The sequence below is a fragment of the Porticoccus sp. genome (assembly GCA_023261185.1).
GTDB classification, from domain to species: Bacteria; Pseudomonadota; Gammaproteobacteria; order Pseudomonadales; family Porticoccaceae; genus Porticoccus; species Porticoccus litoralis.
Window position 1 is genome coordinate 1 of the sequence record JALRJN010000076.1, and the last position, 21,109, is coordinate 21,109.

Annotated in this window: 22 protein-coding genes and 1 tRNA gene; 20 read left to right on the forward strand and 3 right to left on the reverse strand. The window is 52.6% G+C overall.

Annotated features, from left to right (window positions below):
• The first annotated feature begins 283 nt into the window (after positions 1 to 283).
• The 13 genes from ruvC to ACYZYZ_RS06945 all read left to right on the forward strand — a co-directional run bounded on the left by ruvC (position 284) and on the right by ACYZYZ_RS06945 (position 9,059).
• Positions 284 to 844, forward strand: a complete 561-nt coding sequence (gene ruvC, locus ACYZYZ_RS06885; protein WP_461483732.1) for a crossover junction endodeoxyribonuclease RuvC — start codon at positions 284 to 286, stop codon at positions 842 to 844.
• Positions 841 to 1,443: a Holliday junction branch migration protein RuvA gene (ruvA, locus tag ACYZYZ_RS06890; RefSeq protein WP_461483733.1), complete on the forward strand. Its 603-nt coding sequence runs from the start codon at positions 841 to 843 to the stop codon at positions 1,441 to 1,443. Before ruvC ends, ruvA begins: the two co-directional genes overlap by 4 nt.
• Before the next feature lie 24 nt (positions 1,444 to 1,467).
• Positions 1,468 to 2,505 carry a Holliday junction branch migration DNA helicase RuvB gene (ruvB, locus tag ACYZYZ_RS06895; protein WP_305170100.1) on the forward strand — a complete coding sequence of 346 codons (1,038 nt, stop codon included), beginning with the start codon at positions 1,468 to 1,470 and terminating at the stop codon, positions 2,503 to 2,505.
• Positions 2,502 to 2,903, forward strand: a complete 402-nt coding sequence (gene ybgC, locus ACYZYZ_RS06900; RefSeq protein ID WP_461483734.1) for a tol-pal system-associated acyl-CoA thioesterase — start codon at positions 2,502 to 2,504, stop codon at positions 2,901 to 2,903. The genes ruvB and ybgC overlap by 4 nt, the downstream gene beginning before the upstream one ends.
• Positions 2,904 to 2,923: 20 nt before the next feature.
• Positions 2,924 to 3,601, forward strand: a complete 678-nt coding sequence (tolQ, locus tag ACYZYZ_RS06905; RefSeq protein WP_305170102.1) for a protein TolQ — start codon at positions 2,924 to 2,926, stop codon at positions 3,599 to 3,601.
• A 2-nt stretch (positions 3,602 to 3,603) separates the two neighbouring features.
• The gene (gene tolR, locus ACYZYZ_RS06910) at positions 3,604 to 4,032 is read left to right on the forward strand and encodes a protein TolR (RefSeq protein ID WP_305170103.1); all 429 of its coding nucleotides are present in this window, start codon (positions 3,604 to 3,606) and stop codon (positions 4,030 to 4,032) included.
• A gap of 5 nt (positions 4,033 to 4,037) precedes the next feature.
• Positions 4,038 to 4,757, forward strand: a complete 720-nt coding sequence (locus tag ACYZYZ_RS06915; RefSeq protein WP_461483735.1) for a TonB family protein — start codon at positions 4,038 to 4,040, stop codon at positions 4,755 to 4,757.
• 3 nt (positions 4,758 to 4,760) lie between these two features.
• On the forward strand, positions 4,761 to 6,050 hold the full coding sequence (tolB, locus tag ACYZYZ_RS06920) for a Tol-Pal system beta propeller repeat protein TolB (protein WP_439651645.1): 1,290 nt from the start codon (positions 4,761 to 4,763) through the stop codon (positions 6,048 to 6,050).
• 31 nt (positions 6,051 to 6,081) lie between these two features.
• A complete protein-coding gene (pal, locus tag ACYZYZ_RS06925) occupies positions 6,082 to 6,588 on the forward strand; it encodes a peptidoglycan-associated lipoprotein Pal (protein ID WP_305170105.1) in 507 nt (168 codons plus the stop codon).
• 153 nt (positions 6,589 to 6,741) lie between these two features.
• Positions 6,742 to 7,530, forward strand: a complete 789-nt coding sequence (gene ybgF / locus ACYZYZ_RS06930) for a tol-pal system protein YbgF (RefSeq protein WP_461483736.1) — start codon at positions 6,742 to 6,744, stop codon at positions 7,528 to 7,530.
• 62 nt (positions 7,531 to 7,592) lie between these two features.
• Positions 7,593 to 8,243: a 7-carboxy-7-deazaguanine synthase QueE gene (gene queE / locus ACYZYZ_RS06935; protein WP_461483737.1), complete on the forward strand. Its 651-nt coding sequence runs from the start codon at positions 7,593 to 7,595 to the stop codon at positions 8,241 to 8,243.
• A 3-nt stretch (positions 8,244 to 8,246) separates the two neighbouring features.
• A complete protein-coding gene (queC, locus tag ACYZYZ_RS06940; RefSeq protein ID WP_461483738.1) occupies positions 8,247 to 8,936 on the forward strand; it encodes a 7-cyano-7-deazaguanine synthase QueC in 690 nt (229 codons plus the stop codon).
• A 47-nt stretch (positions 8,937 to 8,983) separates the two neighbouring features.
• Positions 8,984 to 9,059 (forward strand) — tRNA-Lys (locus ACYZYZ_RS06945).
• Between the two features lie 283 nt (positions 9,060 to 9,342).
• On the opposite strand, the gene ACYZYZ_RS06950 is transcribed toward ACYZYZ_RS06945, so the two are convergent.
• Positions 9,343 to 10,311, reverse strand: a complete 969-nt coding sequence (locus ACYZYZ_RS06950; protein WP_305170110.1) for a calcium/sodium antiporter — start codon at positions 10,309 to 10,311, stop codon at positions 9,343 to 9,345.
• A gap of 181 nt (positions 10,312 to 10,492) precedes the next feature.
• On the opposite strand from ACYZYZ_RS06950, the gene ACYZYZ_RS06955 reads away from it, so the two are divergent.
• On the forward strand, positions 10,493 to 11,581 hold the full coding sequence (locus ACYZYZ_RS06955) for a mechanosensitive ion channel family protein (RefSeq protein ID WP_461483739.1): 1,089 nt from the start codon (positions 10,493 to 10,495) through the stop codon (positions 11,579 to 11,581).
• A 29-nt stretch (positions 11,582 to 11,610) separates the two neighbouring features.
• Here the strand turns inward: ACYZYZ_RS06955 and ACYZYZ_RS06960 are convergent, their stop codons facing one another.
• Together ACYZYZ_RS06960 and ACYZYZ_RS06965 are read right to left on the reverse strand one after the other, a co-directional pair.
• Complete coding sequence (locus ACYZYZ_RS06960) at positions 11,611 to 12,807, reverse strand: YbfB/YjiJ family MFS transporter (RefSeq protein WP_461483740.1); 1,197 nt, start codon at positions 12,805 to 12,807, stop codon at positions 11,611 to 11,613.
• A gap of 75 nt (positions 12,808 to 12,882) precedes the next feature.
• Entirely contained in the window at positions 12,883 to 13,713 is an 831-nt protein-coding gene (locus ACYZYZ_RS06965) for a tetratricopeptide repeat protein (protein WP_461483741.1), read from the reverse strand.
• Between the two features lie 124 nt (positions 13,714 to 13,837).
• Here ACYZYZ_RS06965 and ACYZYZ_RS06970 point away from each other — a divergent pair, with 124 nt between their 5' ends.
• The 6 genes from ACYZYZ_RS06970 to ACYZYZ_RS06995 form a co-directional block, all read left to right on the forward strand.
• On the forward strand, positions 13,838 to 13,987 hold the full coding sequence (locus ACYZYZ_RS06970) for a hypothetical protein (protein ID WP_461483742.1): 150 nt from the start codon (positions 13,838 to 13,840) through the stop codon (positions 13,985 to 13,987).
• A gap of 156 nt (positions 13,988 to 14,143) precedes the next feature.
• Entirely contained in the window at positions 14,144 to 15,934 is a 1,791-nt protein-coding gene (locus ACYZYZ_RS06975; protein ID WP_461483743.1) for an FAD-dependent oxidoreductase, read from the forward strand.
• Positions 15,922 to 17,766, forward strand: coding sequence for a 2-oxoacid:acceptor oxidoreductase subunit alpha (locus ACYZYZ_RS06980; protein WP_461483744.1), 1,845 nt, complete (start codon positions 15,922 to 15,924; stop codon positions 17,764 to 17,766). Before ACYZYZ_RS06975 ends, ACYZYZ_RS06980 begins: the two co-directional genes overlap by 13 nt.
• Positions 17,763 to 18,815, forward strand: a complete 1,053-nt coding sequence (locus ACYZYZ_RS06985) for a 2-oxoacid:ferredoxin oxidoreductase subunit beta (RefSeq protein WP_461483745.1) — start codon at positions 17,763 to 17,765, stop codon at positions 18,813 to 18,815. The genes ACYZYZ_RS06980 and ACYZYZ_RS06985 overlap by 4 nt, the downstream gene beginning before the upstream one ends.
• A gap of 137 nt (positions 18,816 to 18,952) precedes the next feature.
• Complete coding sequence (locus ACYZYZ_RS06990) at positions 18,953 to 19,645, forward strand: tetratricopeptide repeat protein (RefSeq protein ID WP_461483746.1); 693 nt, start codon at positions 18,953 to 18,955, stop codon at positions 19,643 to 19,645.
• A gap of 822 nt (positions 19,646 to 20,467) precedes the next feature.
• The coding region (locus ACYZYZ_RS06995; RefSeq protein WP_461483747.1) for an HNH endonuclease at positions 20,468 to 21,109 on the forward strand (642 nt) is incomplete at its 3' end.

Sequence of the window (21,109 nt, forward strand, 5' to 3'; positions counted from 1 at the left end):
CCGAAGAAGCACCTGCCGAAGAAGCACCTGCCGAAGAAGCACCTGCCGAAGAAGCACCTGCCGAAGAAGCACCTGCCGAAGAAGCACCTGCCGAAGAAGCACCTGCCGAAGAAGCACCTGCTGCAGAAGATGAAGAACCCAAAGCTGAGTAACGTTTTGCGGTTTGATCGGGCGGCCCCAGTGGCCGCCTTTTTTATTTTTGGCGGGGCAAGTGGCTGAACAGGGCTTGTAATTTTGCATCAGTAGGATACTGTAGCAATATACAGTATGTTGGTGGAATGGCATGACCCTGATACTCGGCATTGACCCCGGTTCCCGAAAGACCGGTTTTGGCATCATTAACGCCGTTGGTGCAAAAGCTGAATACATCACCAGCGGTATTATCCGTTTGCCCGAAGGCGCCCTTCCCGAGCGGCTGAAAATTATCTTCGACAGTCTGAGTACCCTGATTTCCGAATATCGCCCTACCACCATGGCCGTGGAAGATATTTTTCTGGCCCGAGATCCCAGAGCTGCGTTAAAGCTGGGTCAGGCACGGGGCGCCGCCATAGCGGCTGGCACCAATGCTGGCTTGAGTGTGGCCGAGTATGCTGCTCGTCTGGTCAAGCAGTCCGTTGTGGGCACAGGAGCGGCCAACAAGTCGCAGGTGCAGTTTATGGTGACACGTCTGCTCAAACTGTCTGCCGCGCCAGCCGAGGATGCTGCCGACGCCCTGGCGGTTGCCCTCTGTCATGCCAGAACGCTGGGCACAGCCTCCGGGTTATCCGGAGGGATTCAGTATTCCCGGGGTCGTATCAAGTCCATGCCTGGAGTAGGCTGTGAGCAGGGGAGTCCGGTGAAATGATCGGCCGTATCAGCGGTGTGTTGCTGGAGCGTCAGGCACAGGAGTTGCTCATTGATGTGCAGGGTGTCGGCTATGAGGTTCAGGTTTCCCTGACGACGTTTTTTGACCTGCCCCCACAGGGTGAAACCGTGGTGCTGCATACGCATCTGGTAGTGCGCGAAGATGCCCATCAGCTCTTCGGGTTTGGTGAGCAGAGTGAGCGAGAATTGTTTCGACACCTGATCAAGGTCAGCGGTGTGGGGCCAAAACTGGCACTGGCCATTCTTTCCGGCATGACCGCCAGCGAGTTTGTCAAAGGCGTTCAGAATAACGATGTGGCGGGTCTGGTTAGATTGCCTGGCGTCGGCAAGAAAACCGCTGAGCGATTGATTGTTGAAATGCGTGATCGCCTGCAAAGTTTTGCCACGAAAGATATGCCGGTTGCCTCTACCGCAACACTTGCACAGCAGCCCGACGCGGTTCTTGAAGCGGAGAGTGCGCTGACGTCCCTTGGCTATAAACCGCAGGAAGCATCGCGCATGGTCGCTGCTGTAGCCACGGAAGGGCAAAGTAGTCAGGAATTGATTCGTCTGGCACTAAAAAGCATGGTTAAAAGCTAAGCCCAGCAAGATATACTGGCCGCTATGATCGAAACAGACCGTCTGATTTCCCCCGAAGCTTCCGTTCAGGAAGATCGTTTTGACCGCGCTATTCGCCCTTTGAGCCTTGCCGATTATGTCGGCCAGCAGGCTGTGCGCGACCAGCTCGAAATCTTCATCGGTGCTGCCCGTAATCGCGGCGAACCTCTGGATCATACCCTGGTGTTTGGTCCCCCGGGGCTGGGCAAAACAACCCTGGCACATATCATTGCCAATGAACTCGGTGTTGCCCTGAAAACCACATCGGGGCCGGTGCTGGAGCGTGCTGGAGACCTGGTGGCGTTGATGACCAATCTGGAACCGGGGGATGTGCTGTTTATTGATGAAATTCACCGCCTCAGCCCGGTGGTGGAAGAAGTGATCTACCCGGCCATGGAAGATTACCAGCTGGATATCATGATTGGTGAAGGTCCGGCGGCCCGTTCTATCAAGCTCGACCTGCCGCCCTTTACCCTGGTTGGAGCGACCACCCGGGCGGGTCTGTTGACCTCCCCACTGCGGGATCGTTTTGGCATTGTGCAGCGGCTCGAGTTCTATTCGGTGGAGGAGCTGAGCCAGATTGTATATCGCTCGGCGGGAATTCTCGGTGTCAGCCTGGACAAGCCGGGTGCCGCTGAAATTGCGCGCCGTTCACGGGGTACGCCGCGTATTGCAAATCGCCTGTTGCGGCGGGTCAGGGATTTCGCGGAAATGAAAGCGGACGGCAACATCACTGCTGATGTGGCAGACCAGGCTCTGAACATGCTGAATGTCGATGGCAAAGGGTTTGATCATATGGACCGCCGCCTATTGTTGGCCATCATGGAAAAGTTCGCCGGTGGGCCGGTGGGTGTCGATAGCATCGCAGCGGCAATCAGTGAAGAGCGGGATACCATCGAGGATGTTCTGGAACCCTATTTGATACAGCAGGGTTACATCACCAGAACGCCCCGTGGCCGCATGGTGACGGCTCTTGCTTACGAACATTTTGGACTTCAGAGCCCGGATAATTTGCCCCGGCAATTGGATTTAACGGATAAATGACCAAAGAATATTGTCTACCCATTCGCGTCTACGTGGAAGATACCGACGCGGGTGGCATTGTCTACTACGCCAACTACCTGAAATACCTGGAACGTGCCCGTAGCGAACTGATGCGGACCCTCGGGTATGACAAGCCGGCTTTGTTCGATGGAATGCAGTTCGTGGTGCATTCCGTGGAATTGAAATATCGTGTTCCGGCGGTGCTAGACGACCAAATCATTGCCACTGCGCGGCTGGTGGGCGTGACAAGAACATCCTTTACCATCGCCCAGACGGTAAAGCGTGACGAGCAAATTTTAGTGGAAGGGACCGTGCGGGCAGCCTGTATTGATCACGACAGCAAACGCCCGGTAGCCATTCCTGAAGACATGATGCAGACCCTCAAATCTGCACTCTGATAACCTGACGGGAGTAACCGGTGAACGATCATTTATCCCTTTGGAGTCTGATAGCCAATGCCACGCTGCTGGTGCAGTTTGTCATGTTGCTGTTGTTCTTCGCTTCAATCGTCTCGTGGGTCATGATTGTCCAGCGCGGCCTGTATTTGAGAAATGCCGCTCACACTCTGCGCAAGTTCGAGGATAACTTCTGGTCCGGTATCGACCTTAACCAGCTCTACCATGACTGCGGCGCGCAGGGCTCGGTGGAAGGGCTGTCCAGTGTGTTCCGCGCAGGCTTCCGTGAATTTAACCGGCTGGCACAACAGAAGAGCCACGTCGATCCCGATACTGTCATGGAGGGCACGGAGCGTTCCATGCGCGTGGCCCTATCTCGGGAAGAAGAGCGCCTCAATCGCAATTTGCCCTTTCTGGCCAGCGTAGCTTCCGTGAGCCCCTACATCGGCCTGTTTGGTACAGTCTGGGGCATCATGAATGCATTTCGTGGCCTGGCCACCGTACAGCAGGCAACCCTGGCAACTGTTGCTCCGGGTATTTCCGAAGCGTTGATTGCTACGGCGATGGGGCTGTTTGCCGCGATTCCCGCAGTGCTGGCCTATAACCGTTACTCGGCGTCGGCAGACAGTATTTACAGTAGCTACGAAACCTTTGCCGAAGAATTCTCCAGTATTCTCCACCGTCGCATTCACGGTGATTGAATATGAAAAGTCCCCGGCAAAAACGCCGCCTGGTTGCAGAAATTAATGTGGTGCCTTACATCGATGTGATGCTGGTACTGCTGATTGTCTTCATGGTCACCGCACCGCTGCTGATGCAGGGAGTTAAGGTGGAGTTGCCCCAAGCGCCCTCCGCCCCTCTGGAAGATAAAGACCTGGAGCCGCTGATCGTCTCCGTTAAAGCAGACGGCACTTATTACCTGGATCTGGGTAATGGCCAGAATGAGCAACAATCCCTGGATGTGATTGTCGACAAGGTCAAAAAGGTGATGGGTGTGCAGCCCAAGACCCCGGTACTGGTTTGGGGGGATAAAGCCGTGGATTACGGCACGGTGGTACAACTCATGAGCCAGCTGCAGGGAGCCGGGGCACCTTCGGTCGGGTTGGTGACAGAGCCGCCTGGAAGAAACTGACCACTGTGTTTTCGGGCAAAGTCTCCACATATACAGTCGCCATTCTTGTCAGCCTGCTGTTGCATGCTGGCGTGGTGATGCTCATGGTCTGGCATTGGGAGCCGGAACATAAACAGCGCAAAGTGGCGCCGCCCAAATATGTGCAGGCTAAGTTGATGACGTTGCAGCAAAAGGCCAAGCCGCAGCCTAAGCCTGTCGCCAAGCCCAAACCGAAGCCCAAGCCGGTAGCGAAACCTGCGCCAAAACCGAAACCCAAGCCGGCACCAAAACCGGCACCAAAACCAGCGCCGAAGCCCAAGCCGGTGCCGAAACCGGAACCCAAGCTGGCTCCAAAACCGGAGCCGGATAAAAAGCAGTTGCAACAGCAACTGGCCAGCGCGCTGGCAGAGGAAGAAGAGTTTTTGGCAGCATCGAATGAAGAAGAGATTGCGGCCAGTTACCATGACTATATTTTTGAACGTATTGCGGCAAACTGGAGCCGACCACCGAGCGCCCGTCGAGAGATGGAGGTTGAGTTACTGGTACAACTGGTTCCCACCGGCCAGGTCATCAGCGTCAGTGTGGTACGTTCCAGTGGCAATTCCGCGTTTGACCGCTCTGCCGAGCAGGCGGTACATAAAGTGGGCCGTTTTGAGAAGTTGAAAGAAATAGAGAATCCCAGGGTGTTCGACAAGTATTTTCGTCGCTTGACGCTGGTATTCAGACCAGATGATTTGAGGTTATAACCTGTGAGCAAAAAATTAGGGTTGGTTCTTTCCCTTACATTGACCACGCTGTTTTGGCTGACACCGGCTGCGGCTGAGTTCACCATTGAGATTACCCAGGGGGTGGATAACCCCACGCGTATTGCTATTCCTCCGATCACCCAGTCTGGGCGTGCATTGCCGGAGGATGTCAGCAATATTGTCTCCAATGACCTGCAGCGCAGCGGTCTGTTCAGCCCGATTCCGCGCCAGAATATGCTGTCATTTCCCGCCACTATTAAAGAGGTGTATTACCGGGATTGGCGCATACTCGGGAGCGAGTATCTGGTGGTGGGACAGGTGGTTGAAAACGCTGGTCGCTACAGGATTACCTTTAGCCTGGTTGAAATCACTGGCGGGCGCACGGTCTTTACCAAAGTGGTGGATGGAGGATCGACGCAGTTCAGGGACATGGCCCACTACATCAGCGATCAGGTGTATGAGGCCATCACCGGAATACCCGGCGCTTTTTCGACCCGGGTCGCTTATGTCACGGCCTATCCCAAGAACGGCAGCATGAATTTCCGCCTGATGGTGTCAGATGCAGACGGCCACAGGGAGCGTATGTTGCTGGAATCCCGCCAGCCGATCATGTCTCCTGCCTGGTCCCCGGATGCCAGTGAACTGGTTTATGTGTCATTTGAAACCGGCAGACCGGCCATTTTCAGGCAGCGCCTGGCCACCGGCGCCCGCGAACAGCTCACTAACTTCAAAGGGCTGAATGGAGCACCTTCATGGTCCCCGGATGGCCGCAAGCTGGCTCTGGTCCTTTCCAAAGACGGAAATCCGGAAATTTACACCTTTGATTTGACTACTCGCCAGTTCAGCAGAGTAACCAGTCACTTCGCTATTGATACCGAACCAAACTGGACGCCGGACGGAAAATCGCTGATTTTTACGTCGGATAGGGGGGGCACACCACAAATTTACAAACTGGCCATTGCAAGTGGACGGGTAGAACGCTTAACCTTTGCGGGGTCGTACAACGCCAGACCAAGACTTGCTCCTGATGGGCGTACTTTGGTCATGGTACACCGCGATAATGGTAACTTTCATATCGCAACACAGGATCTGGTTACGGGCGACCTGCGAGTTTTAACACAAACGTATCTGGATGAGTCCCCAACCGTTGCCCCTAATGGTGCTATGCTTTTGTATGCCACCAAACAAGGCGACAAGGGAGTACTGGCGGCTGTTTCACTGGATGCGGGTGTGAAATTTTTATTGCCAGCGAGGTTCGGAGATGTCCGAGAACCTGCCTGGTCACCCAAATAAACAAGCTTGTTTTTAGTTACAGGAGATTACAATGAAGACACAACTGCTCAAATATGGCGCGATCATCTCTTTTATGGCAGCGCTGTTGTCGGGCTGTTCTACCACTGGTAGCGATGAAGACGCTTCTGCATCTACCACCATGCCGAGCCAATCCGTTACCACTGGTACAGTTAGCACACAGGACGTAAGTGGCACTACCTTGGGCACAGACAGTGCAGTAGCCCGTGTATTCTACTTCGAGTTCGATAAGGCAGTATTGAATGCCGAATCGCGCGCTGCATTGCGTCTGCACGCCGAGTGGCTGAAAGCCCACCCAGCGGTCAACATTCGTCTGGAAGGCCATGCGGACGAGCGCGGAACCCGCGAGTACAACATGGCACTGGGTGAACGTCGTGCTAACTCTGTTCGTGATTTCCTGATCCAGGAAGGTGTGAACGCAGCAGTGATGGAAGTGATCAGCTACGGTGAAGAAAGCCCGGCTGCTATGGGCAGCAACGAAGCTTCATGGGCGCTGAACCGTCGTGTTGAAATGAAGTAATAAGCTATCAGCTTTGTGAAGGGCGTCCGGTGTGCTTGTCACGCCGGACGCTTTAAGTTGTCAGGATTTTTCCTGAAAGTTTCAGCCCATAACAACTTCTGCACATTCTGCTTGTCCATATCAGGGTCTGCTTAACTCATCGGGGTATGACTCATGCGCGCTTTAATTGCCAGCACTCTCCTATTTGCCTGCATTCCTCTTACGCTCCAAGCTGCGGCTCCGGTGTCCGAAATTGGCAGTGAGTCCACCTATAACCCGCCCCCCATACCCGTTCCGGTACCTGTGACTCCGACACCACAGCCGGTTGCCCCAGCGGCGGTGGGTGACCCCCATTACCAGCTGCAGATGCTTCAGGATGAGGTGCGTACTCTACGGGGTATGGTCGAAGAGCTGAGCAATGATATTAAACAGCTTAAAGCCCGTCAGCTTGATGATTATATGGACCTGGATCGCCGTCTCAGCGGAATGAGTGCCGGTGCAACAGAAACCCAAACCACGCCCACGGCCCATTCAGCTTCTACTACCACCACGTCGGCTGCCACCTCGCCCACTGTAAAGCCGACCCCGGCATCAGGGAACGAAGCGGCTGATTACACAGCCGCCTACAATGCGTTAAAAGCGGGTAAGACTGCAGAGGCCACGGCACTGTTCAAACAGCATGTTGAGAAGTATCCCAATGGCACTTACACGGCCAATGCACACTATTGGCTGGGTGAAATTTACCTGTTGCAGAACAACCTGGAACAGGCCAGGCAATCGTTCAATACCGTTACCTCCAGTTACCCGGCACACCGTAAAGCGTCGGATGCCACATTTAAGCTGGGGTTGGTTTACCACCTGATGGGTGATAACACGAAAGCGAAGTCCCTGCTTGAGAAAGCCGCTGCGGGCACTGATAACGCTGCCAAGTTGGCGCAGAGCTACCTCAGAGAAAATTTCTAGCTGTGACCTGTTGCTGCTTTTTCCGTTAAACTGCGCGGTTTCTGCCGCGTAGTCGAGCTTTCATGGAACAGACATCCCTAAAAATTACCGAGATATTTCACTCCCTGCAGGGTGAATCCTCTACCGTTGGCCTGCCAACGGTATTTGTGCGTCTGACTGGCTGTCCATTGCGCTGCCATTACTGCGATACGGAATACGCTTTTTACGGCGGTGAGCGCAAAACCCTGACGCAAATACTCGACGAGGTGGCAGTCTTTGCCACGCCCCGGGTTTGTGTCACCGGGGGTGAACCGTTGGCGCAGAAATCCTGTCTCGAACTTTTGACGGCACTTTGTGATCGTGGCTATGCCGTGTCGCTGGAAACGGCTGGCGCGTTGTCTGTGGCAGACGTTGACCCTCGCGTCGTCAAGGTTATGGACCTGAAAACCCCCGCTTCCGGGGAAGCCCATCGCAATCTGTACGACAACCTTTCGTTATTACAAACTACTGACCAGATTAAATTTGTGATCTGTGATCGTCAGGATTATGAGTGGGCGAGATTAAAGCTGGACGAGCTGTCCCTGCCCGAGCGGGTAGGGGAAATCCTGTTCTCCCCGAGCCATGGTTCACTGCAGGGAAAAGAGTTGGCGGAGTGGATTCTGGAGGACAGGCTGCCGGTAAGATTTCAGTTACAACTGCACAAACTGCTGTGGAACGATACCCCGGGGCATTGATTAATGAATGAAACAGATAGAAAAGCCGTTGTATTGGTGTCGGGGGGGCTAGATTCCACGACTGTGCTTGCCATGGCCCGTCAGCAGGGATTTCGTTGTTTTACCCTCAGTTTTGATTACGGCCAGCGTGCCCATGCGGAATTGGCGGCTGCTCAGCGCTGTTCAGAGCAGTTGGGTGCAGAACAGCACAAGGTGGTTAAGCTGGATCTGCGAACCATTGGCGGCTCTGCGTTGACCGATGACAGCATTCTGGTGCCAGAAGAAGAGACCAGTGGTATCCCGGTCACCTATGTGCCCGCCCGCAACACAGTGTTCCTTTCCATCGCCCTCGGTTGGGCTGAGGTGCTGGAGGCCAGTGATATTTTTATTGGTGTGAATGCTGTGGATTACTCCGGCTACCCGGACTGTCGGCCAGAATACATCCAGGCTTTTGAGAATATGGCCAATCTCGCTACCAAGGCGGGCGTTGAAGGTCGCTACTTGCGCATAAACAAACCGCTGATTGATCTGACCAAGGCAGAAATTATTCAACTGGGTATGCAAGCCGGTGTGGATTACTCACAAACCGTGTCCTGTTACCAGGCCACGGAAGCGGGACTGGCCTGCGGAAAATGCGATAGTTGCCGGCTGCGCAAAATTGGTTTTGAACAGGCTGGGGTTGGAGATCCAACCCGTTATATTCTCTCGAAATAAATACTTGATTTTTGATTGCCCATAAGTAAGATATGCGCCTCTTCCAAGGGTCGTTAGCTCAGTTGGTAGAGCAGTTGGCTTTTAACCAATTGGTCGCTGGTTCGAATCCAGCACGACCCACCAAATTTAAAAAGGCTGCCTAGTTAGGCGGCCTTTTTTATGTCCGATACGCAATGGATTTATGCATGGAAGCGTTGTGCGACAATCTCCGCCTTGCGTTTCAGGCTAGAGGCCTTCCTTAAAAAACAGTACTTCTTCTCGGTAAGGTGTGAATAAGCTTGGGCGAACGTCGGAGCTGGTACCCGGTGGAGACAAAGGCTTGGACATTGTCATGTAGACCATCCAAGCCATGTCTGTGCACAGTCATTTCCCGGTAAAGGTATTGATCATTTTTGCCAGTGAGGCACTAGCCGAATACGGTGGTGCCCAGATAGACCATATAACCGATATAACAGGACAACAGCACCAACCCCTCAAGGCGGTTGATTCGCCCCGGTCCTCGGAAACCATAGCAGAATACAAACAACAGCAGTGTCAGGGCTGTCATCACCAGCAGGTCTCGGCTAAGGACTTCCGGCCCCACTGACATGGGATGAATGGCGCCAGCGATACCCACCACCGCCAGAGTATTAAAGATATTCGAGCCCAGCACATTACCCAGAGCAATGTCGTGCTCACCCTTGCGGGTGGCTGCCAGCGATGAGGCCAGTTCCGGCAGAGATGTGCCAATGGCAATGATGGTCAGGCCGATGACAATATCACTGACACCCAGGCCCTGGGCAATTTCCACTGCACCCCAGACCAGCAATCTTGAACTGGCAACCAGTAATACCAGCCCCAGAATCAACTGCCACACCGACTTTGACAACGCAACCGGGTGTGCGGCCAGCTCTTCGGCCACTTCACTGCCCAGTACATCGGTTTTATTGCGAAGCCCCTGGCGAATAGTCCAACCCATGAGGCAGGCAAACAGTCCTAATAATATCCATGCGTCGGTTCTGGAAACATGACCATCCCAGAGTTGGTAGGCCGCTAGCCCGGCAAGGGCAATAAGGATCGGCAGTTCCTTGCGCAACACCTGAGAGTGAACCGCAATGGGGCTTATCAGTGCCGTCAGGCCAAGAATCAGTGCAATATTAGTGATGTTAGAGCCGTAGGCATTCCCCAGTGCAATGCCCGGGTTACCCTGGGAGGCGGCGAGGGCCGAGACCACCATCTCCGGTGCGGACGTACCAAAACCGACGATCACCATACCGATCAGCAGTGGCGGCATGCCGAAGTGGCCCGCCGTGCCAGCGGCGCCATCGACAAACTGGTCGGCACTCCAGACCAGCACAATCAGCCCTGCGATAACGGCCAGTAATGGAATCAGCATACAACGTCCTGGGTACTCAACAATCGGGGTGACCTGAATGGGTCAGCATGATCATACCCATGGGTATAAATAGCAAGTCCGGAGCAGCAGAGAGCAGTCCTGCCATCCCGTTGAGTTGGCTTCTGCATTTGAAGGTATGAATGTTGCATCACTGATGGTATCTGTCAGCGGGAGAAAGACCATGTTTTCAATCGATTACCTGAACGATGCTTTGACACCCTGGGTCATCGTGATAGTTGGCGTTGTGATCAGTGCTGTGGTCCTTTATATCCTGAAAAAGCTGATCATGCACCGCCTGCGCAAACTGACCAGTGAAACCCGGTATATGCTGGACTCACTAATGGTTTATGCATTGTCCCTGCCGTTGACAGTGTTTGCCGTCGCCTGCCTGTTAATGGTTGTCGAGGCGCTGCTCAACTACACGGGATTACTGGCAAATACGGGTCAGGCATACGGCGATACACTGATCAAAATACTACTGATTATGGCCGTTATCCTGTTCGTCGACCGTATCACCATGGGGTTTATCGGCGAACAGGCTGAGCGGCATGAGAATTTCAAAAACAGTAAAACCATTCTCAAGGGCATCAGTCGGGGCATTATTATCTGTATCGGTGCCCTCGTGTTACTGGGCACACTGGGCATCTCCGTCACGCCCATTGTGGCGTCTCTGGGGATTACGTCTCTGGCGGTAGCGCTGGCACTTCAACCCACGCTGGAAAACTTTTTTTCCGGCGTGCAAATGGTGATCGACAAGCCTATTCGTGTGGGAGACTTTATTGAAATCGAATCCGGGGAGCAGGGGTTTGTGGATAAAATTGGCTGGCGTTCCACCTGGATCAGGATGCTGCCCAACAACACCATCATTATGCCCAACAGTGAGCTGTCCAATTCCAAGATCATCAATTACTTCTACCCGGAAAAAGAGCTGTCGGTGCCGGTGGAAGTGGGAGTTCACTACAGTTCAGACCTGGAACATGTGGAGCGTGTGACCCTGGAGGTAGCGCGCGAGATTCTGGTCAGCCATGAATGGGGCGTGGATGATTACGAGACCTTTGTGGTGTATACGGCGTTTGCAGATTCCAGCATCAACTTTACCGTGATGCTACGCGCCAAGGAGTACTTCAATCGCTTCTGGGTAAAGTCGGCCTTTATCAAGGCATTGCACAAGCGTTATGCCGAGGAGGGCATTGTGATTCCCTACCCCATCCGTGCGCTCAACACCCGGCAGGAGTCGGCGACCTTTACTCCACCCATAACAGACATCTGACTCCGCAGCGGGTGTTGTTCCGCTAAAGGTTATTGGGTTGTCGGCAGGCGCGTGAGCAGGCTGAACAGCAGACCGAACACCAAGGCAGCGGCACCGATAGCGAATGCCTCACCGAGGGTGCCGCCGTAGGATAGCCACATTTTGGTCAGCCAAGGGCCAGCCACCTGAGCCAGACCGTAAAGGGCCACCAGGGCCGCTGAAAGTTTGGGGCCCTGATGGGGTTGCAGTGCCCGCCCGATGCGCTGGGTTAGCAATACGGTACCGAGAAACGTGCCGCCCACCAGCAATCCGCAGCAGATAATCCCGAAAGTGCCGCCAATCAGCACTGCTGCCAACACGCCGCACAACTGCACCACAAAATTCAATCGCAATGCTGGCAGGTCTCCCATGAGGGAGCCCAGTGTATTCCAGACCCATGGGGAGGGAATGGTGGCCAACGCCACCAGCAGCCAGGAACCATTGGTGAGCCAGTGCTCTGCGGAGAGGGTCAGGCTGGCCAGCAGTGGCAGAAAGGTCATCGGCAGAATGTAGCCCAACCCTGCCCCAGCGTAAGAAAGGAACAGTGGCAGGCTGGCACGATTAACCAGCCCTTTTGTGGGTCGTTCGGTGTGGTTTGCATCTTCACTGGTGACGGGAATTTCCAGTCCCAGTAACTGGCGGATTCCCCACCACACCAGCGGCAGCGAGAACAGTGCCGCCGGCCACCAGCGTCCCGATCCGTGCAGCCAGTCCCGGCTGACACTGACAAGCGCACTGGATAACAGCAGACCCACGCCAACTCCGAGATACACAAGACCACTGAGTGAAGCACGATTGCGTGTTACCAGCCATTCCAGAATCAGCGCTGGCACCTGAACAAACACCACGCCGTTGGCAATACCGTTGAGGCAGCGGGTGATACTCAATGCTGAAGGGTCCACCAGTTGTGTTTGCGCCAGAGTTGTCAGCACGTGGGTCCAGAGAGCAAGTGGTAACAGTACGCGAATATGGGGAATGCTGTGCCAGCGAATGGCCAGTAGTGCGCCCAGCAGATAGCCAAGGTAGTTCCATGTGGCAACGGCTGCGCCCTGTTGCGGCGTTAGCATACCGTCGCCGATAAAGTAGGGCAGCAGGGGGGTATAGATAAACCGTCCCAGCGTGTGCACCACCAGCAACAGAGCTGCGCCCGCCAGCAGGATATAAAACTCCTTGGGCTGGAATTCTGGAGGATGTTGTGGATCGTGCATGTTGCGCCTTACCGTTGGGCTTGCCCGGCAGGTAGTGACCGGAAGAAGGATTTCATTACCGGGGCTGTCAAAAGATCAGGGGTTTTCGGCCGGATTGTCACCCCTTTTTTCCAGCGCCGGCTGGTAGTTCTGATCTGCCGATAGCTGCAGCCAGTGACGGGATTGTGCTTTGTCCATGGGCTGCCCAACGCCGGTTTCGTACATCACCGATAGCGCGTATTGGGCCTCAGCATTGCCACCCTCGGCGGCCACTTTAAACAACTCCCCAGCGCGGTCAATATCCTGCTCAACGCCGAGCCCGGTTTCATACAGCCAGGCCAGCCGTGTGACGGCTTCGTAGTTGGGTGGAGTGGCTTCTGCCATTTCGATCAATAACTCCCGCGCCTGGTCCACTTCACCCTTGGCGATCAACTGCCGGACCTTGAGCATGGGGGAATCCTCGGCAGCACCACCCATATTGATGGATTTCAGCATATCCGCCGCGTCCTCGTCGCCGTCCAGCGCAGCGATGGTCAGCCAGTGGGTCGCTGTTTCAGCATTCACCAGCTCGGGATGGTTCATGTGCATCAGCCCCACTTGGTAGGCCCCTGCACGGCTGCCCTTTTCTGCCGCATGCAGATAGTAGTCCCTCGCTACCAGCAGGTCTTTTTCAACGCCCATTCCCTGTTCATACAAGATGCCCAAATTGAAGGCTGCCTCGCCGTTGCCCTTGCCGGTAATGTGCAGCCACATCTCTCGGGCTACCTCGTAGTGAGCCATTTTGAATTCTGCGTAGGCCAGATAAAGCTGCATCTTCGGTTCTGCGGCATGGAATTCTTCGGGTAGTTCCACCTCCGCCTGGGCGCAAAGTGATACCAGCAGTGCGGCCAGCATGATTCGGGTCTTGGCAAACGTCTTGGTAAACATGGCAATTGCTCGGGCTGACAATAGATTCACTATAGAGCATTGAAGCAGTCTGCCTGGCAAAGTGCCACGGTGCTTTAGTCCAATGTAGTAGGAGGTGTCTTCCAGCCTATGCAGGGATGATGTGATGATTGAAAAACTCAGCTCAGGGATCAGCTCTTCCGACCTGACATGGGCTCACAATGACTGGGGCGTCAATCAGCAGGAAAAGGGTTTGTTGCAACATCTGCTGGTTATTCATATGACTTTCCTGGCTTTACTGGGCAAGCCCGGTTGATCTGCAAGTGCTCGTGAACATCTCAATAAGTTGTTTGGTAAGGCCGGGGATTCAATTAGGTACACGGCCTTCATTCGGGTCGTCATAGTTGTTGCAGAGGACCAAGTCAGCGAGTATTGTTGTCCCAAAGTGTTTGGTATTAGGTGAGGAATCCACTTGAAGCCAACCGATATAATAAAAAACAAAGAGTATTTCCACCGGGTCGTCGATTGTCAGTATGCCTGCCCAGCACATACTCCTGTTCCTGAATATATTCGCCTGATCGCACAGCAGCGATACACAGAAGCCTACATGATCAACTGGGAATCCAATGTGTTCCCCGGTGTGTTGGGTCGTACCTGTGATCGCCCCTGTGAACCAGCCTGCCGCCGGGGTCGAGTCGAAGAAGAGCCGGTTGCCATCTGTCGTTTAAAACGTGTGGCGGCAGATCATAAAGATGAAATCTCAGCGCATTTGCCAGTTATCCCGACTACTAAAAATGGTCGAAAAATAGCGTTGGTGGGTGCGGGCCCGGCTTCATTGACTGTGGCGAGAGATTTGGCGCCCCTCGGCTATGAGCTGCATATTTACGACGAGCAGAAGAAAGGCGGTGGCTTTATGCGCAGCCAGATACCGTCATTTCGACTGCCTGAATCCGTATTGGACGAGGAAGTCGGTTATATCCTCGATATGGGCCTCGTGACCCACTTCAATCACTACGTGGACAGCCTCCAGGGCTTGCTGAATCACAAATACGATGCCGTTTTTGTGGGTTCAGGTGCCCCTCGCGGGCGGGATCTGGCTAACCTGCCGGGTCGTCAGGAAGCTGATGAATCAATCCATATTGGCATTGATTGGCTGGCCAGCGTGGCTTTTGAACATACGGAGTCAATTGGCAAACGCGTGATTGTGTTGGGTGGTGGTAATACGGCGATGGACTGCTGCCGAACCGCCCGCCGTCTGGGGGGTGAAGACGTCAAGGTCGTTGTTCGCAGCCCCTACGAAGAAATGAAAGCCTCCCCGTGGGAAAAAGAAGATGCCACCCACGAGGGCATTCCCATCATAGACAATCACGTGCCTCTCGAGTTTGTCCACGAAGGTGGGAAATTAGTGGGTATGCGTTTTGAGAAAGTCTGCGCTGTCTACGATGACCATGGCAAACGATCCCTGGTGCCCACCGGTGAAGAGCCTGTGTTGTATCCCTGCGATGCTGTGTTGGTAGCCATCGGTCAGGAGAATGCATTTCCCTGGATCGAAAAAGACATCGGTATCGAGTTCGACGATTGGGGTATGCCGGTACTGAATCCGCAGACTTATCAGTCATCCCTTTCAAATGTTTTCTTTGGTGGAGATGCGGCATTTGGGCCCAAAAATATTATTACCGCCGTTGCCCAGGGGCATCAGGCAGCCATCTCGATTGACCTGTTCTGCAATGGGCAAAAGGTAGAGGAAAGGCTGCCACCCAGCACTAACCTGGTCAGTCAGAAAATGGGTATTCACGAGTGGAGTTACGATAACGGTATCACCACGGATGACAGAAAAATTGTCCCCCTGGTGGAACTGACCAGCGCTCTCCAGAACCGTGCTCTGGAAGTGGAGCTGGGATTCGATGTGCAGACAGCCTTTGTGGAAGCACAACGTTGCCTGAACTGTGATGTGCAGACGGTATTCACCGATGACAAATGTATTGAATGCGATGCCTGTGTCGACATCTGTCCCATGGACTGCATCAACTTCATAGAGAATGCCGAAGAGGAAGAGCTTCGGCAAAATATCCGTGTGAAGGCCGTGAATGTGGAACAAGCGCTTTATGTATCCGGGGAGCTCAAAACCGGGAAAGTGATGGTGAAGGATGAGGATGTTTGTCTTCACTGCGGGCTTTGTGCGGAACGATGTCCCACAGCAGCCTGGGATATGCAGCAGTTCTATTATCAGGTGACCAAGGCCGCGTCAGCATGCAAAAAATAACATCGGTCAATGATTTTGTGGTTTGTTTTGCCAACACCAATGGTACGGGTTCAGCCAGTGCCAACAATTTGTTTGCCAAATCAATTTTTCGCATGGGCATACCCGTCAGCCCCAAGAATGTCTTTCCCTCTAACATTCAGGGCTTGCCCACCTGGTATGAGGTGCGGGTAAACGACAAGGGCTACTTGGGTCGGCGGGGTGGTGTTGATCTCATGGTGGCGATCAATCCCCAGAGCATCGCCCAAGATATTAAGTTGGTGAGCACCGGTGGTTATTTCCTCTACGACAGTACCAAGCCGCTGGACGCGGGACTTCTCCGGGATGATATCAACCTGTTGGGAATACCGTTGACGGATATTTCCCGGCGTGAATATACCGACCAGCGCCAAAGGCAACTGTTTAAAAATGTAATTTATATCGGTGCATTAGCAGCGCTGCTGGATATGGAATTCGATGTACTGAAAAACCTGATTCACGAGCAGTTCAAAGGCAAGGAAAAGCTGATCGCGCCGAATATACATGCCCTTGAGCTGGGTTATCAGTACGCGCGGAAAAATTTCGATTGTCCCCTGGGAATTCGTATAGAACGCAGGGCTATGGTTAACAATCATATTTTGATGGAGGGTAACGAAGCCCTGGCGCTGGGTGCCATCTATGGTGGTGCCACTGTTGCAGCCTGGTATCCGATTACACCGTCTACCTCGGTGGTGGAGCAATTTGAAAAATATGCCAAGCGGCTGAGAGTCGATCCCGGCTCCGGTAAATGTAACTACGCGATTGTGCAGGCAGAAGATGAACTGGCGGCAATTGGCGTGGTTGTCGGCGCCTCCTGGAATGGTGCCAGGGCCTTTACCGCCACGTCAGGGCCGGGTGTCTCCCTGATGAATGAATTTCTGGGTTTGGCCTATTTTGCCGAAGTGCCGACGGTGTTGATTGATGTGCAGCGTTCCGGCCCCTCCACAGGTATGCCCACGCGAACCCAGCAGTCAGATGTTTTATTGGCAGCCTATGCGTCCCATGGTGATACCAAGCACGTGCTCTTGTTCCCCTCGACACCAAAAGAATGTTTTGAGATGGGTGCCGCCAGTTTTGAGTTGGCGGATCAATTGCAGACCCCGGTGATTATCATGAATGACCTGGATCTGGGTATGAATGAACACTTTTCTGAGCCGTTGGAATGGGATGATGCAACCTCTTACAACCGTGGCAAAGTGCTATCAGAATCCGATCTGGAAAACATGAAGGAGCGTTACGGTCGTTATCTGGATGTAGATAATGATGGCATCTGTTATCGAACCTATCCCGGCACCCACCCCACCAAAGGCGCGTTTTTTACACGCGGCACCTCACGTGACCGCTATGCCGTTTACACCGAAAGCAGTGATGCATACGTGGATAATATGGAGCGCTTATTGGTCAAGTGGGAGACGGCCAAAGGTTATGTGCCGAAACCGGAATTACGGCCTGCGGCTAAAGCGACCACCGATGGCATTATCTACTTTGGCACCACCAAAGCTTCAGCGGAAGAGGCCTTGGATATCCTGAGCGAGCAGGGTGTTCATCTGGATGCCATGAGAATTAGAAGTTTTCCTTTCAATGCAGATGTCGATGCCTTTCTTGAAAACCATGATCGGATATATGTGGTAGAACAGAACAGAGATGGGCAACTGCGCACCCTGTTGATTAATGAATGTGAGGTAGCGCCTGACAAGCTGAAAGCACTTTGTTGTTTTGACGGTATGCCGGTGACTGCCCGCTGGATTATTGATCACGTTCTGGGGGGTGGCAAAGCGACCCGACCGGTGCCTGCTATCAGGGAGGTTAAAGCATGACTTACATGCGACCTGAATACCGTCATCCCGATTTGCCCGTTAACGACCTGGGCTACACTAGAAAGGATTACGAAGGGGCCATATCAACACTCTGTGCCGGCTGTGGTCACGACTCCATCAGCGCTGCGGTGATTCAGGCCTGTTTCGAGTTGGCGATTGAGCCACATAAAGTGGCAAAAATATCAGGCATTGGCTGTTCATCCAAAACGCCAACCTATTTTTTAGGCAAATCTCACGGGTTTAACTCGGTACATGGGCGGATGCCTTCTGTTGCCACTGGCGCCAACCTCGCCAACCGTGATTTGACTTACATAGGTGTTTCCGGCGACGGCGATACTGCTTCAATTGGCATGGGGCAGTTTGCCCACGCGGTTCGCCGCAACCTCAATATGCTGTATCTGGTGGAAAACAATGGTTGTTATGGTTTGACCAAAGGTCAGGATTCCGCCACTTCAGATATCGGTTCAATTGGCAAAAAGGGCACGCCTAACCTGTTTGAGCCGATCGATCTCTGTACCCTGGCACTGGAGTTGGGTGCAACATTTGTCGCCCGAAGTTTTTCAGGAGATAAAGACCAGCTCGTGCCATTAATCAAGGCTGCCATCAGTCATTGCGGCTTCGCACTGATCGATGTGATGTCGCCCTGTGTAACATTCAACAACAACCCAAACTCCACCAAAGGTTACGAGTTTGTTCGCGACCATATTGCCGCCACCGGCAAGACCGACTTTATTCCCGTGCGTAAGGAAATCATGGCGGAATATAACCCGGGCTTTACCCAGGAAGTTACCCTGCACGACGGCTCGGTCATACACCTCTACAAAAACGATAGCGACCTGGATTTACATGACCGCTTGAGTGCCATTCAGGCCATCCACCGGTGCAAGGAAAAAAATGAGATCCTTACAGGTCTCTTATACCTCGACCCAGATTGCGAGGATCTGCATCAAATTCTCGGTACTGTAGAAAAACCTCTGCGCGACCAGAACGAGGAAGTACTTTGCCCGGGCAGTAAGGCGCTGGAAGCGATCAACGAAAGTTTGCGTTAATTTAAATATAAAAAAGCCCCGTTTTATGGCGGGGCTTTTTTTATTCTGGATTGGAGCCACAGCTCGGTACCTGCTTGCAGTTGCTCGCCATGCGGGCGTGTGTTGTAGTTGCGGGCTGGTTTTAACGGATGGTCATCATGAAACACACAATCAAGTCATTAATTCTGTGGTTGTCTTTGTTTGTCTGGGTTTCAGGCAATGCCTATGCAGCGCAAACTGAAGAACCGGATGCCGGGAACGGTGACAATACTGCCGCTGTGGTGGATCAATCCCGTGCATTATCTGCGGCGGAAAAGGCTCAATCGCAATTCTATCGTGGGATGACCTCTTATCTCGAAGGAGACTATCAGACGGCCGCCAAGAGTTTTCACCAGGCCGCAGGGCAAGGGCATGCCAATGCGCAGTTTACCCTCGGGGTAATGTTCTACCAGGGTGATGGTGTCGATCAGGACTACAAGGAAGCGGTCAAATGGTACCGCCTGGCGGCGGATCAGGGTCTGGCCCCCGCGCAGTTCAATGTCGGCATGATGTACTACCAGGGCGAAGGCGTCGACCAGGACTATCAGGAAGCGGCTAAGTGGTATCGCATGGTCGCAGAACAAGGCTTGGCGCAGGCGCAGTTCAACCTCGGCATGATGTATAACCTGGGGCAGGGTGTTTCCCTGGACCCGGTTCATGCCTACATGTGGGCAGACCTGGCCGCAGCCAATGATCACCCCAAAGCGATGGAGTTACGTAACACAGTGGCACAAGCTCTGGCGCCGGCAGATATTGCAAAAGCGCAGCAACTGGCTAAAGAGTGCCAGGAAAACAGTTACAAAGGTTGTTGATGTCTAGAAGGCAGGGTTGAGTATAGTCTTCGGGTATTTTCTTTGGTCCAAATAACTAAAAAAGCCACACCCTAGGGTGTGGCTTTTTTAGTTATTTGGTGGAGGCGGCGGGAAACGTTTACCTAGATTTATCCCTTATTCTAGTATATTAACTATCTGTTATAAAAGGGTTTTCTGCTTGTTTTGGTTTGGATGAACCTTATACATTGTACGAGCAAAACGTACTAGTTTTGGTGTGCTAGTCATCTACCGATAGGTCTACTCTGTGGCTGAGATTACTTCAAAAGTGGAAGTGCTGATTGACCTGGTTTGGTTCCCGAAACAGGAATTGAATCGAAAGCCAAAGAGAGGTGTTATCGTCTAGAAAAGGTCTAGGAGAGGACTGTACACTAAAAAATTATAACCTTTTGATTCAATGACTTATTTTTTGTTGTTTGGTAATACTAATGGCTGGCCTAATGGGTTGTAAAGGATGTCTTTTTTACGGCTGATAGCACGGAGGGGTCTCTTGTTAATCAGATCTTATAGCTTTTGCTGTATCCAAGCCTGTTTAATCCCTTTTTTAAGAAGCCAGTGGCTTTATTAATACCGGAGACGTCAATCTAACCCATTGATTTATATTGGGGATGGATTATATTCAATGGGCCAACGGATTTGTCTTTCCACAAAGGAGGTGGCTTGTTTTGTCCCCAACTGAACTCCACTCAAAATCCCTTGAACTACTTGCCACTAAAGGCTTTTAGCCACGTCAGGGAGTTGAGTGTTTCTGTGTTATAAAGCCATAGGCTTTTGAATTTACTGTTAGCCATCTCGGAGAGCTATGTGGATATAGAACTATTCTTTAAAGAATATATTGATTATGTAGTCCCAAGATTGGAAACGATTGAGCAATCAATCTACCTGTATGCGGTTCGACACACCTTACTAGAAAATAAAGAAAATGTCTTGGTCAGTATTTCGAGTTCTGCAAAATCAAATGCCTTTGGTTTAAGTGGCCGTGGTGGCGCTATGGGTATTTCTTCAACGAGAGATAAGGTCTATACGCTTCAAGACAAAGGTTTCTTGAAGGTTGTAGACTCAACGCCAACAGGCTTAAGGATAAAAGCGGTATTTCCATCAGAGATACCTTCTATCAAAGCAATCGAAGAAAAAATGGAAGCAAAAATCCCACTTGAGGAGCTAGACTTCTACACCGAACCAAACTTGCGGCAGGCAATCCGCGCACGAGAAGGTAATCGATGTTTTTATTCATTGCAGAAAATAACAGATGAAAATTTTACCGTGGATCACGTTGTTTCTAGGCCTGAAGGTAAAAATACTTACAACAACTTGGTTGCTACTACCAAGGCAATGAACAATCGTAAATCAAACATGAGCGCAGAAGATTTTCTAAGAACCTTATTTCGCGATGATTTGCTATCTGAATCCGAGTTCCAAGAACGTCTAAAGGTATTGCAGCAGCTA

Bases quoted from the DNA above. Each gene is read 5' to 3' on its own strand.
- ruvC (WP_461483732.1), top strand. From the start codon at position 284: ATGACCCTGATACTCGGCATTGACCCCGGTTCCCGAAAGACCGGTTTT.
- ruvA (WP_461483733.1), top strand. From the start codon at position 841: ATGATCGGCCGTATCAGCGGTGTGTTGCTGGAGCGTCAGGCACAGGAG.
- ruvB (WP_305170100.1), top strand. From the start codon at position 1,468: ATGATCGAAACAGACCGTCTGATTTCCCCCGAAGCTTCCGTTCAGGAA.
- ybgC (WP_461483734.1), top strand. From the start codon at position 2,502: ATGACCAAAGAATATTGTCTACCCATTCGCGTCTACGTGGAAGATACC.
- tolR (WP_305170103.1), top strand. From the start codon at position 3,604: ATGAAAAGTCCCCGGCAAAAACGCCGCCTGGTTGCAGAAATTAATGTG.
- pal (WP_305170105.1), top strand. From the start codon at position 6,082: ATGAAGACACAACTGCTCAAATATGGCGCGATCATCTCTTTTATGGCA.
- ybgF (WP_461483736.1), top strand. From the start codon at position 6,742: ATGCGCGCTTTAATTGCCAGCACTCTCCTATTTGCCTGCATTCCTCTT.
- queE (WP_461483737.1), top strand. From the start codon at position 7,593: ATGGAACAGACATCCCTAAAAATTACCGAGATATTTCACTCCCTGCAG.
- queC (WP_461483738.1), top strand. From the start codon at position 8,247: ATGAATGAAACAGATAGAAAAGCCGTTGTATTGGTGTCGGGGGGGCTA.
- ACYZYZ_RS06950 (WP_305170110.1), bottom strand. From the start codon at position 10,311: ATGCTGATTCCATTACTGGCCGTTATCGCAGGGCTGATTGTGCTGGTC.
- ACYZYZ_RS06955 (WP_461483739.1), top strand. From the start codon at position 10,493: ATGTTTTCAATCGATTACCTGAACGATGCTTTGACACCCTGGGTCATC.
- ACYZYZ_RS06960 (WP_461483740.1), bottom strand. From the start codon at position 12,807: ATGCACGATCCACAACATCCTCCAGAATTCCAGCCCAAGGAGTTTTAT.
- ACYZYZ_RS06965 (WP_461483741.1), bottom strand. From the start codon at position 13,713: ATGTTTACCAAGACGTTTGCCAAGACCCGAATCATGCTGGCCGCACTG.
- ACYZYZ_RS06970 (WP_461483742.1), top strand. From the start codon at position 13,838: ATGATTGAAAAACTCAGCTCAGGGATCAGCTCTTCCGACCTGACATGG.
- ACYZYZ_RS06980 (WP_461483744.1), top strand. From the start codon at position 15,922: ATGCAAAAAATAACATCGGTCAATGATTTTGTGGTTTGTTTTGCCAAC.
- ACYZYZ_RS06985 (WP_461483745.1), top strand. From the start codon at position 17,763: ATGACTTACATGCGACCTGAATACCGTCATCCCGATTTGCCCGTTAAC.
- ACYZYZ_RS06990 (WP_461483746.1), top strand. From the start codon at position 18,953: ATGAAACACACAATCAAGTCATTAATTCTGTGGTTGTCTTTGTTTGTC.